This is a genomic window from Serratia sp. ID 25-353 (genome assembly GCF_054792795.1).
Genome location: NZ_CM139236.1, coordinates 254,323 through 266,854, shown reverse-complemented (window position 1 = coordinate 266,854; position 12,532 = coordinate 254,323). Strand labels below are relative to the sequence as shown.

The following is a 12,532-nucleotide window of genomic DNA, read 5'->3' as shown; positions in this document are numbered from 1 at the left end:
TGAGAGTCAAGCGTTTATTTCGCTTTCCTCTCGCTGACCCGGCGGCTTGTCAGTCGTTGTTCCCGGTCAGTGGAGGCGCATTATAGGGAGTTCTCGGCGGGCCGCAACCCCTAAATGCAAAAAACTTTTCAAACGCGGTTTTTTTCGGCAAAACGCTGGCCAAACCCGCGTTTTTGTCACTTTTCGTACTGGATCTGGCTAAATTCCTGGGCGAAACGGTCGACCTGCTGCCAATCGGTGTACTCTACTTCCTTACTGGTATCCGTTTCACCGCCCGTCATACGCATAATAAATTGAATCATGATGCGGTCGAACCAGCGATAACGCGGATAACGCAATGCGCCAGCAAACACCGCGCACTGTTTTGGCTGCCACGGCGAGGCCAGCAGGAACTTGCGGGTATAAGCGTTGGTTTGCGGCGAGCGCTTTTCCGGTTTACGCGCGGTCAGGTTCACGGCAAAGAACGCGCTCGCCATTCGATTCAGTTGCTCGGCATGCCGTTTGACGAATTTATCCAGCGCCGGGTTAAAGTGCCCGTAACGGATAGAAGCGCCGATCATCACCTGCTGATACTGGCTAAGATCGACCTGTTCCGCCTGCAGCAGATCGATCACCTCACAACGCAGCGTGTCCTGCAGCTTGCTTGCTATATAAGAAGCGATAGCGCGTGTTTGCCCGTCACGGCTCGAATAAAGTATCAATGCCTTCATGGCGTACTCCTTATATCAGGCTCACTCACGCCAGAAGGTTGGCGTGAACAGCACCAGCAATGTAAACACTTCCAGGCGCCCGAACAGCATCGTCACCACCAGGATCCACTTGGCCGCCGCCGGCATCGTGGTGAAGTTATCCGCCACCACGCCCAGGCCGGGGCCGAGGTTATTGAGCGTTGCCGTCACTGCGGCGAACGCGGAAAAGTCGTCGACGCCAGTGGCAATGATCGCCAGCATGCTGACAATAAACACCAACGCATAGGCGGAGAAGAATCCCCACACCGCCTCCAGAATACGTTCCGGCAGCGCACGATTGCCCAATTTGATGGTATAGACCGCGTTGGGGTGCACCAGCCTTTTCAACTCGCGCGAGCCCTGCAGGTACAGCAGCAGGATACGGATCACTTTCAGGCCGCCGCCGGTCGAGCCGGCGCAACCGCCGATGAACGCCGAACACAGCAGCAACATCGGTAAGAACAGCGGCCACTTGGCGATACTGTCGGTCGTAAAACCGGCCGTGGTCGCCATCGATACCACCTGGAAAAATGCCTGATTGAGCGTTTCCATACCGCTCTTATAGACGCCATGTCCCCAGAGCACCAGCGTGCACACCACCACCAGCGTTAGTTGAACGAAGATGAACATGCGGAATTCAGGATCGCGCCCGTACACCTTCAGACTGCGGCCGCTTAGCAAAGCGAAGTGCAGGCCGTAGTTACAGCCGGAAATCAGCAGGAACACGGCGATGATGGTATTAATGGTCGGACTGGCGTAATAACCGATACTGGCGTCGTGAGTAGAAAACCCGCCGATGGCGATGGTCGAGAAACTGTGGCCGATGGCGTCGAACACCGACATCCCAGCCCCCCAGAGCGCCAGCGCACAGGCGACGGTCAGCAACACATAGATTAACCACAGGGTCTTGGCGGTTTCGGCGATGCGTGGACGCATCTTGTTATCTTTCAGCGGCCCGGGCATTTCTGCCCGATACAGCTGCATGCCGCCGACGCCGAGTATCGGCAGTATCGCCACCGCCAATACGATGATCCCCATGCCCCCCATCCATTGCAGCATTTGGCGATAGAACAGAATGGCCTTCGGCAACGAGTCCAACCCCACCAACGTCGTCGCACCCGTGGTCGTCAATCCCGAGAAAGATTCAAAGAAGGCGTCGGTCAGCGACAAGTTGGGCCGCTCCGAAAACAGGAACGGCAATGCCCCTACGCTGCCCAACACGGTCCAGAACAACACGACGATCAGGAAGCCTTCACGGGGCTTCAGTTCGTGTTTTTGTTTGCGGTTCGGCCACCACAGCATCAGACCGATGATCAGCGCCACGAAGAAGGTTTGGCTGAACGCGCGCCCCGCCCCATCGCGGTAAATCAATGCCACCAGGCCGGGAATAAACATCGTCCCGGAGAACAGGATGACCAGCAGACCAACGATACGGGTTATGGCGCGAAAATGCATTTCAGCACGATCCTTAGCAATTCAATTGGGAGGAATTATTGCGAAATGGGGGTTAATTGCAAATTACCGCGACTGAGATCACGCAATTTATTTCCAAACAACTCGACCTCGGTGGCCGGCAACGCCAGATGCAGCACGACGGCGGCACCGTATTCGCCCTGCAGGATCCGACCTGCGGTTTGCTGCAGCAAGTTCTCCACCAGCGCCAATTGAGCATAGTCGCACTGCAAGATATATTCGGCTTCCGGCACCTTTTGTACCAACGCCAACTGCTTCAACGCCTGTTGAACACCGTTACCATAGGCTTTCACCAGCCCGCCGGTACCCAGCTTGACGCCGCCATAGTACCGGACGACCACGGCGGTCAATTCGCCGATACCGCTGCCCATCAGCTGCGCGAGGATCGGTTTGCCGGCGGTGCCCGACGGTTCTCCATCGTCGGAGAACCCCAGCAGCTGCGAGTCATCAGGGCTGCCGGCGACGAAAGCCCAACAATGGTGCCTCGCCGCCGGGTGCTCATCCCGCACCTGCTGAATAAACGCCTTTGCCGCCTCCACCCCGCTGGTCGGCGCCAGCAGGGTGATAAAACGGCTCTTCTTTATTTCTTCGGTAAAGCGGGTTGCTTCCGCCGGTATCGGGTACGGCCGCATCAGGCCAGGTTCAGATCGCGCGTCATGTTCTCGATACGCTTTTCGTGGATCACAATGTTGTCTTCAATACGGATGCCACCATACGGCTTCAGCGCATCGATGCGATCCCAGGCGAAGTGCTGCTTGAACTCACCGCTGCGCCACGGCGCCAACAGAGATTCGATGAAGTACAGACCCGGCTCGATGGTCAACACCATGCCCGGCTGCAACACGCGGGTGCAACGCAGGAACGGATACCTGGACGGCGCCGCCAGATGGGTGCCTTGCTCGTCCTGCATAAAGCCGGCGGCGTCGTGCACCTGCAGGCCCAGCGGATGGCCCAGCCCGTGCGGCAGGAACGGCGTGGTAATACCCGTTTCAACCATCGCCTCTTCACTGAGGCCGTTCACCAACTTGTGACTCTTGAGCAGCTTGGCGATGCGCTGATGCATTTGCACATGGTAGTCGGTATAGCGCACGCCGGTCTTGATGGTGTCGATCAGCGCCAGCTGTTCACCGTTGAGATCTTTCACCAGGTGGGCGAACTCGCTGCCGCTTTGCGCCGCGTAGGTGCGGGTCAGATCGGCGGCGTAGCCGTTATATTCCGCGCCGGCGTCGATCAGGAAACTCAGGGATTCGGCCGGCGGCTGATGATCCAGCTTGGTGTAGTGCAATACCGAAGCATGTTCGTTCAGCGCCACGATGTTGTCGTAAGGCACGTCGGTATCGCGGTGGCCGGTCGCCGTCAGGTAGGCCAGGTTGATGTCGAACTCACTCATGCCGGAGAGGAAGGCCTCATGCGCCGCACGATGGCCGGTTACCGCCGTCTTCTGCGCTTCGCGCATGCAGGCCAGCTCATAGCCGGTTTTGATCGAACGGTGGAAATCCAGGTAGTTCAGCACCGTTTTCGGGTTGATGTTCTCAGAAGGGATGCCGAGATCGCGGGCGCGCTGTTGCGCATAACCGATATAGCCCACGCGTTCGCGCTGCGGCGGAAGCTGCTGGGCGATGGTGTCAGCGTTGGCCAGCGGCATCAATTCAAGGGATTTGGTCCAGAAACTGTCCGGCAGCGGCTCTACGCTGTGCCAGTAGTCGACCGGGGAGTAGAACCACAGCTTCGGCTTATTGACACCGTCGATCCACAACCAGCAGTTCGGCACCGACGTCACCGGCACCCAGGCTTTGAAATGCGCGTTCACTTTGAACGGATAGCTATGGTCGTCCAAAAATACCTTTTGCAGTTCCCCGGAGTGAATCAGCAGCGCATCCAATTTGTTGCGCTCCAGCACTTCGCGCGCGCGTTTTTGCAGCTCTGCCAGGTGGTCGTTATACAAAGAAGCCAGCGTTTCCATCACAGTACCCTTATGCCTTAGCACGAAAGAAGTCATCTTAACACAGCGCTCCGACGCACCAACCTCATCGCGTTGGGCATGCGGAGCAGCTCGCAATTCCCTGCAAATGCCGTTACATCCGCAGTTTAACCATTAGCCAGCCGGCCAGGCCGAGCAACGCTATCGCCAGCGCCCATAGGCCATGATGCTCCAACAATACCGCGCCGGCCGCGGCGACGCCCGCCAGACTCTGCTGCAAAAAGCCGCACAGCGCCATCGCATAGGCGCCGTACTCTTTGGCGTCGCTGACCGCCATCGCCATGCTGTTGGGAAATAACACTGCCTGGCCAAAAATAGTCAGACAATACAACGCGATGAATAATGCCATACCGGAAAGGCCAGCCAGGATATCGCTCCACCACAACAGCAGGATCGCCGCCGTCGCCAGAGCGACGATACCGCTGCCGGTTTGCATCAGTTTTTTCCCGCCGACACGCGCCACCGTGCGGTTCACCGTCAACGCGCCGCTAAAGTAGGCAATGCCGAGCACCAATCCCAGCGCGCCAAACGCCGTGACGTTGAGGCCAAAACCCTGCTGCATGACGAACGGGCTCACCTCCTGCAGCATCACCGTGGTGGCGAAGCCCAGCCCACCGGCGCAGGTCGGCCAAAAAAATCCCGGCCGCCGCAGGATGGCGAAGTAGGTGGCCGCCATCGCCGGGCGTGGCCCGCATGCGCGCCCCGCCTCCAGTGGCAGCGTCGCCATCAGCGCCAGAATGGCCAAACCGGTGACGCCCATCAAGACGAAGCCCATCTGCCAGTGCGAATATTGGCTGAGCAGGCCGCCGACAAACTGACCGCCGCCCAGCGCGGTGATAAAAGCGATGGAGAGCACCGACAAACGCCGCGCCAGCTCGTCGCCGCTCCAGTTATCCCGCACGATGATACGCGCAATGATCGCCGCACCACCGGCGCCCACGCCCTGCAGCGCACGCAGCGTCAACAGCTGAGTGCCGTTGCTGCACAGCGCCAACAGCCCGCTGCAGCCAATAAAAAGAAGCAGGGAAAGCATCAGCGGCGCTCGGCGGCCAAAGCGATCGGCGGCCGCGCCCCAGAACAGCACCGGCAAGGCAGCGCCGATGACGAAGATCGAAATGGACAGCTCGGTGGCGCGCCGGCTCATTGCCAGCTCGTGCATCACCGTCGGCAGAGAAGGCAGATACACGGTCGTCGCCATTTGCGCCATAAACACCAACAGACACGCCAGCGTCATGGTTCTGGCGGGAATGCTCCATAAGCCGCTGCGTTTAACACAAGCCGCTTTATTCATGCCTCACCTCGTCTGAATGATAAATCGCTGCAGGCAAGTGTATGAGGGCTGACAAACTCCAGCAAATGCCGATAGCACATAAAATATAACTTCTTTTTAAATCAAAACACTAACTTGGTGAGATGTGATCAGACCTGCAAATATGCAATCTCTCATTTGCATATTTTTAACATAAAAACCACACTCCTCATCATCTGGTCATACCAGATCATACGCTGATTCAGGAGATAGACATGCTCTACCAAGGCGAAACATTACAACTGCACTGGCTCGATAACGGCATCGCCGAGCTGGTGTTTAACTCACCGGGCTCGGTCAACAAGCTGGACACCCGCACCGTCGCCAGCCTGGGCGAAGCGCTCACCGTGCTGGAAAACCAGCCTGAGCTGAAGGGGCTGTTGCTGCGCTCCTCCAAAGCCGCGTTTATCGTCGGCGCCGATATCACCGAATTCCTTTCTCTGTTCGCCGCACCGGCTGAAAAGCTGCACGAGTGGCTGGTGTTCGCCAACAACGTCTTTAACCGACTGGAAGATTTGCCGGTGCCGACCATTTCGGCCATTAACGGCTATGCGCTCGGCGGCGGTTGCGAATGCATTCTGGCGACCGATTTCCGCGTCGCCTCACCGGACGCGCGCATCGGCCTGCCGGAAACCAAATTGGGCATCATGCCGGGCTTCGGCGGTTCCGTCCGCCTGCCGCGCCTGCTGGGTAACGACAGCGCGCTGGAAATCATCGCCGCCGGCAAAGACGTCAGCGCCAAAGACGCGTTGAAAGTCGGCCTGGTGGATGCGGTGGTGGCACCAGAAAAACTGGCCGAAGCAGCGCTGAAAATGCTGCAACAGGCGATCGACGGCAAGCTGGACTGGCGCGCCGCGCGTCAACCTAAGCTGGAGCCGCTGAAACTCAGCCCGATTGAAGCAGCGATGAGCTTCACCACCGCCAAAGGCATGGTGCTGCAGACCGCCGGTAAACATTACCCGGCGCCGATGACCGCAGTGAAGACCATTGAAGCCGCCGCCAAACTGGGCCGCGATGAAGCGCTGAAACTGGAAACCGCCAGCTTCGTGCCGTTGGCGCGTTCCAACGAAGCGCGCGCGCTGGTCGGTATCTTCCTTAACGATCAGTTCGTGAAGGGCCAGGCGAAAAAGCTGGCCAAGAATGTGGATGCGCCGAAACAGGCGGCAGTGCTGGGCGCCGGCATCATGGGCGGCGGCATCGCTTACCAATCGGCGCTGAAAGGTGTGCCGGTGATCATGAAAGACATCAGCGACAAGTCGCTGACGCTGGGCATGAACGAAGCGGCCAAGCTGCTCAATAAGCAACTGGAGCGCGGCAAGCTGGATGGCCTGAAAATGGCGCAGGTGCTCTCGACCATTCAGCCGACGCTGGACTACGCCGGCATCGAGCGCGCGCAGGTGATCGTTGAAGCGGTCGTCGAGAATCCGAAGGTCAAAGCCGCCGTGCTGTCGGAAGTGGAAAACCTGATCGGCGAGGACACCGTGCTGGCGTCGAACACCTCGACCATTCCGATTAATCACCTGGCAAAATCGCTGAAGCGCCCGCAAAACTTCTGCGGCATGCACTTCTTTAACCCGGTACACCGCATGCCGCTGGTTGAAATCATCCGCGGCGAGCTGACCAGTGACGACACTATCGCCAAAGTGGTGGCCTACGCCAGCCGCATGGGCAAAACGCCGATTGTGGTGAACGACTGCCCGGGCTTCTTCGTCAACCGCGTGCTGTTCCCGTATTTCGCCGGTTTCAGCCTGCTGCTGCGCGACGGTGCCGACTTCCGTCAGATCGATAAAGTGATGGAAAAACAGTTCGGCTGGCCGATGGGCCCGGCCTACCTGCTCGACGTCGTGGGCATCGACACCGCACACCACGCGCAGGCGGTAATGGCCGCCGGCTTCCCGGATCGCATGAGCAAAGACTATCGCGACGCCATTGACGTGATGTTCGACAACCAGCGCTTCGGTCAGAAAAATCAGCTGGGCTTCTACCGCTACAGCCAGGACAGCAAAGGCAGGCCACGTAAGGACAACGACGAGCAGACCGATGCGCTGCTGGCCGCAGTGAGCCAACCGCGCCAGACCATCAGCGACGAAGAAATCATCGCGCGCATGATGATCCCGATGATCAACGAAGTGGTTCGCTGCCTGGAAGAGAAGATCGTCGCCAGCCCGGCGGAGGCCGATATGGCGCTGGTCTACGGCATCGGCTTCCCTCCGTTCCACGGCGGCGCGTTCCGCTACCTGGATACGCTCGGCACCGCCAACTACGTTGAGCTGGCCCAGCGTTACGCACACCTCGGCGCCCTGTATCAGGTGCCGGCCGGTCTGCGCGCCAAAGCCGAACGCAATGAAAGCTACTACCCGGTGGCGACACCGCTGTCCGACGTCGCTACCCGCCAACCGGCATGAGGTCATAAAGATGGAAAACGTAGTAATTGTTGATGCCGTACGCACGCCGATGGGCCGCTCCAAGGGCGGCGCCTTCCGCCAGGTGCGCGCCGAAGATCTCTCCGCTCACCTGATGCGTGAAGTGCTGAGCCGCAACCCGGCGCTGGACGCCGCCGAGATCGATGACATTTATTGGGGCTGCGTGCAGCAGACGCTGGAACAAGGCTTCAACATCGCCCGCAACGCCGCGCTGCTGGCCGAGATCCCGCACCGCGTGCCGGCGGTGACCGTCAACCGCCTGTGCGGCTCTTCGATGCAGGCGCTGCACGACGCGGCGCGCGCCATCATGGTTGGCGACGCGCACGTCAGCCTGATCGGCGGCGTGGAACACATGGGCCATGTGCCGATGAACCACGGCGTGGATTTCCATCCGGGGCTGAGCCGCAGCGTGGCCAAAGCCGCCGGGATGATGGGTTTGACCGCCGAAATGCTGGCCAAGATGCACAACATCAGCCGCCAGATGCAGGATGAGTTTGCCGCCCGCTCCCACCAGCGCGCGCATGCGGCGACGCTGGCCGGTTACTTTAAAAACGAGATCATACCGACCAACGGCCACGACGCCGACGGCGTGCTGACCCGTTACGATTTCGATGAAGTCATTCGCCCGGAAACCACCGTCGAAAGCCTGTCGGCCCTGCGTCCGGCGTTCGATCCGGTCAACGGTACCGTCACCGCCGGCAGTTCTTCCGCCCTGTCGGACGGCGCTTCCGCCATGCTGCTGATGAGCGAATCGCGCGCCAAAGCGCTCGGTTTGAAGGCCCGCGCCCGCATCCGCTCGATGGCGGTCGTCGGCTGCGATCCTTCCATCATGGGTTACGGCCCGGTGCCGGCCAGCAAGCTGGCGCTGAAACGCGCCGGTCTGAGCGTGCAGGACATCGATCTGTTCGAGCTGAACGAAGCGTTCGCCGCCCAGTCGCTGCCGTGCATCAAGGATTTGGGGCTGATGGACAGCATCGACGACAAGATCAACCTGAACGGCGGTGCCATCGCGCTCGGCCACCCGCTGGGGTGTTCAGGCTCCCGCATCTCGACCACCCTGTTGAACAACATGGAACGTCGCGACGCACAGTTCGGCCTGGCGACCATGTGCATCGGCCTGGGCCAGGGTATCGCCACCGTCTTTGAACGCGTTTAGCTGTGTCTATCTTGGGATGACCGCGTCACCACTTCAAATCGCGGCATCCCGCCAAGTTTAGTTGCCGTTCTTCCCGCCTGTCAGGGGCGGGTTTTTTATGCCTGAAGTTTGCCGGCGCCCAAATAAAAACGGGGCGACACTCGGCCACCCCGTTCACTGCGCATCGCATCGGTCAGATAAACGAAAACGCGTCGCCGAACATATGCGCTTCCAGCGCGCCGCGCTCGGCGCAGAAACGCTCACGGGCGATTTTCGCCATCTCGAAACGCCCGGCGATATAGATGTCGTGCTCCGCCAGCGTGCCGAAATCCTGCAGCACCGCGCTGAGCACGGTGCCGCTGCGGCCGCGCCATTCGGCTTCCGGCTGCTCGACCACCGGGATCACCTTCAGATTCGGGTGCTGCAACGACAGCGCTTCCAGCTCGCTCAGATCGTACAGGTGCTTCAGCTCGCGCCCGCCCCAGTAGATAGAAATGTCGCGATCGGGCTGCTGCTCCAGCGCGGTCAACAAGATTGAACGCGCGTAGGAGAAACCGGTGCCGCCGGCTATCAGCACCAGCGGACGGCTGCCCTCTTCCCGCAGCCAGGCGTCGCCGTGCGGCATATCGACGGTGATCGCCTGCTCTTTCAGGATGCGATCCATCACCGCCATGGCGTACAGATTCAGCTCCGAAGCGCCGATGTGCAGCTCGATGTAATCTTGCTGCGTCGGGGTAGATGCCAGCGAGAACGGGCGCTTGTCGCGCTCGTCCATCACCACCATCAGATATTGCCCTGCCTTGAAAGAAAACGGCTGCTCAGGCACCAGACGTACCCGATAAACCGTATCGGTAATGGCCTCTACCGAGGTCACTTTACAGCTCAATATTGTCATGCGTTCCCTCTGTCGGGTCATCAATGCAAAGCTGAGAACAGGGCCTGACGCTACAGCGTCGGTTCCCTGTCACTGAAGATTGCGAGCTCATCCCAGATTTCGTCGACGCGCGCACGTACCTTTTCATCCATCTGAATCGGACGGCCCCATTCGCGATCGGTTTCACCCGGCCATTTATTGGTGGCGTCCAGCCCCATCTTCGAACCCAGGCCGGAAACCGGCGAGGCGAAGTCCAGATAGTCGATCGGCGTATTCTCCACCAGAACGGTATCCCTTGCCGGATCCATTCGTGTGGTGATCGCCCAAATCACGTCGTTCCAGTCGCGCGCATTGACGTCGTCATCGCAGACGATAACAAATTTGGTGTACATAAACTGCCGCAGGAACGACCAGACGCCCATCATCACGCGTTTAGCGTGGCCAGCGTACTGTTTCTTCATGGTCACTACCGCCAGGCGGTACGAGCACCCTTCCGGCGGCAGATAGAAATCGACGATTTCCGGGAACTGTTTTTGCAGGATCGGCACGAACACTTCATTCAGCGCCACGCCCAGGATCGCCGGCTCATCCGGCGGGCGGCCGGTGTAGGTCGAGTGGTAGATCGCGTTGCGGCGCTGGGTGATGTGGGTGACGGTGAACACCGGGAACTGGTCGATTTCATTGTAGTAACCGGTGTGGTCGCCGTAGGGGCCTTCCGGCGCCATTTCACCCGGCTCGATATAGCCTTCCAGCACGATTTCGGCGCTGGCGGGCACTTCCAGATCGTTGGAAAGGCACTTGACCACTTCGGTTTTATTGCCGCGCAACAGCCCGGCAAAAGCGTATTCAGACAGGGTATCCGGCACCGGCGTGACCGCACCGAGGATGGTGGCGGGATCGGCGCCCAGTGCAACCGCGACCGGGAAACGCTCGCCGGGGTGCGCCTGGCACCATTCCTGATAATCCAGCGCGCCGCCGCGATGCGACAGCCAGCGCATGATCACTTTATTCTTGCCCAGCACCTGCTGGCGATAGATGCCGAGATTTTGCCGTTCCTTATGCGGGCCGCGAGTCACCGTCAGCCCCCAGGTGATCAGCGGCGCGGCGTCTTCCGGCCAGCAGTGCATCACCGGAATACGGCCCAGATCGACATCATCACCCTGCCATACCTGCTCCTGACAAGGCGCGGAACCCAGCACCTTGGTCGGCATGTTCAGCACCTGCTTGAACTTCGGCATTTTGTCGAACAGATCGCGGAAACCTTTCGGCGGCTCCGGTTCTTTGAGGAACGCCAGCAGTTTGCCGACTTCGCGCAGCGCGCTGATGTCTTCCTGCCCCATGCCCATAGCCACGCGATTGGCGGTGCCGAACAGGTTGCACAGCACCGGCATGTCGTACCCTTTCGGGTTTTCAAACAGCAATGCCGGGCCGCCTGCCCGCAGGGTGCGATCGGCAATCTCCGTCATTTCCAGGTAAGGATCGATCGGCTGGCTGATGCGTTTTAGTTCCCCTCTCTTCTCCAGCAACGAGAGGAAATCGCGTAAGTCACGGTATTTCATGCTGATCATTATAACGGCCAGTGGGGAGGGCATTATAAGCCCTCTTCACGGTTGTTGCTGCAATTTTGTTAACGCCGCCCGCTGCCGGGTGGCCCTCAGCCACAGTTGAACGGCACCAGCGTGGCCAGCGCACGCGCATCCTGATATTCGCGCGTCTCCTCGCCGTGGCGAAACACCTTGAAGCCTTGCCCGTTAGCACTGAAGTAACGCAGCGCATTGCCTTCAACGTGCAGCAGGCTGCCTTCACGCAGCGCCACCACCGATTCGCTCGGGTTGATCGCGCAAAACTCCGCCAGGCGCTCGTCACGGGTTTCGCCCATGTGGCCGCTGATATGCGCGTCGATATAATGCGGGTTGATCTGCACCGGGAACAGCCCCAGCGCCGGCAGCACCACGCTGCAGCGCACCGGCATATCATTGGTGGTGCGAATGCTCGGCGTGGCCACGTTGCAACCGGCGCTCCAGCCGACGTAAGGCACCTCACGCTCGCGCACCGCGCGCTGGATGGGCACAATCAGGCCTTGCTCGTGCAGCATTTGGTTCAGCAACCAGGTATTGCCGCCGCTGACCAAAATGCATTCCGCCTGCGCGATCGCCGCTGCCGGCGAAGCGGCGTGGTGGATGCTGGTGACTTCGATGCCCAGCGTTTGCGCCAGCTCCTGCGCACGCTGGTCGTAGTCGTAACGGATCAGCGCATAAGGGATAAATACGGCGGATTTGATGCCGCGACGCGCAATCATCGCCAGCAGTTGGCTTTTGGCGTACCCCAGCAGCTCGGCTTCGCCAGACAGCTTGCCGTTGCTCAACAGAAACAGCTCCATTTCTTTTCCCCCTCGGTCAAAAACGATGAATAGCGTCACAGCCGGTGGCATAACGCCTTGTCATACTGTGACGGTAACAAATTTTTAGCCCTCTGTTATACCAGCGCCGCATCGATAAGTGTGTGACCCCTCGCTAATAGCCTCATATTCATAGAGATAGGTGATGTTACACGCTGAAACTTGCATCACTATGTATCCGGAATAGCTTTTGATATGCTTACCGGCTGGC

At 59.5% G+C, this 12,532-nt stretch carries 10 protein-coding genes; 2 read left to right on the top strand and 8 right to left on the bottom strand.

Annotated elements, in window-relative coordinates; genetic code table 11:
- Window positions 1–176: 176 nt before the first annotated feature.
- The 5 genes from hemG to ACYF6X_RS01155 all read right to left on the bottom strand — a co-directional run bounded on the left by hemG (window position 177) and on the right by ACYF6X_RS01155 (window position 5,473).
- A complete protein-coding gene (gene hemG / locus ACYF6X_RS01175; RefSeq protein ID WP_063989033.1) occupies window positions 177–710 on the bottom strand; it encodes a menaquinone-dependent protoporphyrinogen IX dehydrogenase in 534 nt (177 codons plus the stop codon).
- A 21-nt stretch (window positions 711–731) separates the two neighbouring features.
- Window positions 732–2,183 carry a Trk system potassium transporter TrkH gene (trkH, locus tag ACYF6X_RS01170; protein ID WP_063989034.1) on the bottom strand — a complete coding sequence of 484 codons (1,452 nt, stop codon included), beginning with the start codon at window positions 2,181–2,183 and terminating at the stop codon, window positions 732–734.
- 35 nt (window positions 2,184–2,218) lie between these two features.
- Window positions 2,219–2,833 (bottom strand): IMPACT family protein, encoded by a 615-nt coding sequence (locus tag ACYF6X_RS01165; RefSeq protein WP_063989035.1) that lies wholly within the window; start codon window positions 2,831–2,833, stop codon window positions 2,219–2,221.
- A complete protein-coding gene (gene pepQ / locus ACYF6X_RS01160; RefSeq protein WP_130017518.1) occupies window positions 2,833–4,164 on the bottom strand; it encodes a Xaa-Pro dipeptidase in 1,332 nt (443 codons plus the stop codon). The genes ACYF6X_RS01165 and pepQ overlap by 1 nt, the downstream gene beginning before the upstream one ends.
- Before the next feature lie 112 nt (window positions 4,165–4,276).
- Complete coding sequence (locus ACYF6X_RS01155) at window positions 4,277–5,473, bottom strand: MFS transporter (protein WP_165384365.1); 1,197 nt, start codon at window positions 5,471–5,473, stop codon at window positions 4,277–4,279.
- 233 nt (window positions 5,474–5,706) lie between these two features.
- Between ACYF6X_RS01155 and fadB the strand changes: the two genes are divergently transcribed.
- Complete coding sequence (gene fadB / locus ACYF6X_RS01150; RefSeq protein WP_063989038.1) at window positions 5,707–7,896, top strand: fatty acid oxidation complex subunit alpha FadB; 2,190 nt, start codon at window positions 5,707–5,709, stop codon at window positions 7,894–7,896.
- Window positions 7,897–7,906: 10 nt separating this feature from the next.
- Complete coding sequence (fadA, locus tag ACYF6X_RS01145; RefSeq protein ID WP_025304928.1) at window positions 7,907–9,070, top strand: acetyl-CoA C-acyltransferase FadA; 1,164 nt, start codon at window positions 7,907–7,909, stop codon at window positions 9,068–9,070.
- Window positions 9,071–9,242: 172 nt separating this feature from the next.
- Here the strand turns inward: fadA and fre are convergent, their stop codons facing one another.
- The 3 genes from fre to pepE form a co-directional block, all read right to left on the bottom strand.
- Window positions 9,243–9,944, bottom strand: coding sequence for an NAD(P)H-flavin reductase (gene fre, locus ACYF6X_RS01140; RefSeq protein WP_107227480.1), 702 nt, complete (start codon window positions 9,942–9,944; stop codon window positions 9,243–9,245).
- 50 nt (window positions 9,945–9,994) lie between these two features.
- Window positions 9,995–11,515, bottom strand: a complete 1,521-nt coding sequence (gene ubiD / locus ACYF6X_RS01135; RefSeq protein WP_048326642.1) for a 4-hydroxy-3-polyprenylbenzoate decarboxylase — start codon at window positions 11,513–11,515, stop codon at window positions 9,995–9,997.
- Between the two features lie 62 nt (window positions 11,516–11,577).
- On the bottom strand, window positions 11,578–12,303 hold the full coding sequence (pepE, locus tag ACYF6X_RS01130) for a dipeptidase PepE (protein ID WP_107227481.1): 726 nt from the start codon (window positions 12,301–12,303) through the stop codon (window positions 11,578–11,580).
- Between the last annotated feature and the right edge of the window lie 229 nt (window positions 12,304–12,532).

What these genes read in the sequence shown, in the direction of transcription:
- hemG (WP_063989033.1), bottom strand. Translation starts at nt 710, where the DNA reads ATGAAGGCATTGATACTTTATTCGAGCCGTGACGGGCAAACACGCGCT.
- fadB (WP_063989038.1), top strand. Translation starts at nt 5,707, where the DNA reads ATGCTCTACCAAGGCGAAACATTACAACTGCACTGGCTCGATAACGGC.
- pepQ (WP_130017518.1), bottom strand. Translation starts at nt 4,164, where the DNA reads ATGGAAACGCTGGCTTCTTTGTATAACGACCACCTGGCAGAGCTGCAA.
- pepE (WP_107227481.1), bottom strand. Translation starts at nt 12,303, where the DNA reads ATGGAGCTGTTTCTGTTGAGCAACGGCAAGCTGTCTGGCGAAGCCGAG.
- fadA (WP_025304928.1), top strand. Translation starts at nt 7,907, where the DNA reads ATGGAAAACGTAGTAATTGTTGATGCCGTACGCACGCCGATGGGCCGC.
- ACYF6X_RS01165 (WP_063989035.1), bottom strand. Translation starts at nt 2,833, where the DNA reads ATGCGGCCGTACCCGATACCGGCGGAAGCAACCCGCTTTACCGAAGAA.
- trkH (WP_063989034.1), bottom strand. Translation starts at nt 2,183, where the DNA reads ATGCATTTTCGCGCCATAACCCGTATCGTTGGTCTGCTGGTCATCCTG.
- ACYF6X_RS01155 (WP_165384365.1), bottom strand. Translation starts at nt 5,473, where the DNA reads ATGAATAAAGCGGCTTGTGTTAAACGCAGCGGCTTATGGAGCATTCCC.
- fre (WP_107227480.1), bottom strand. Translation starts at nt 9,944, where the DNA reads ATGACAATATTGAGCTGTAAAGTGACCTCGGTAGAGGCCATTACCGAT.
- ubiD (WP_048326642.1), bottom strand. Translation starts at nt 11,515, where the DNA reads ATGCCCTCCCCACTGGCCGTTATAATGATCAGCATGAAATACCGTGAC.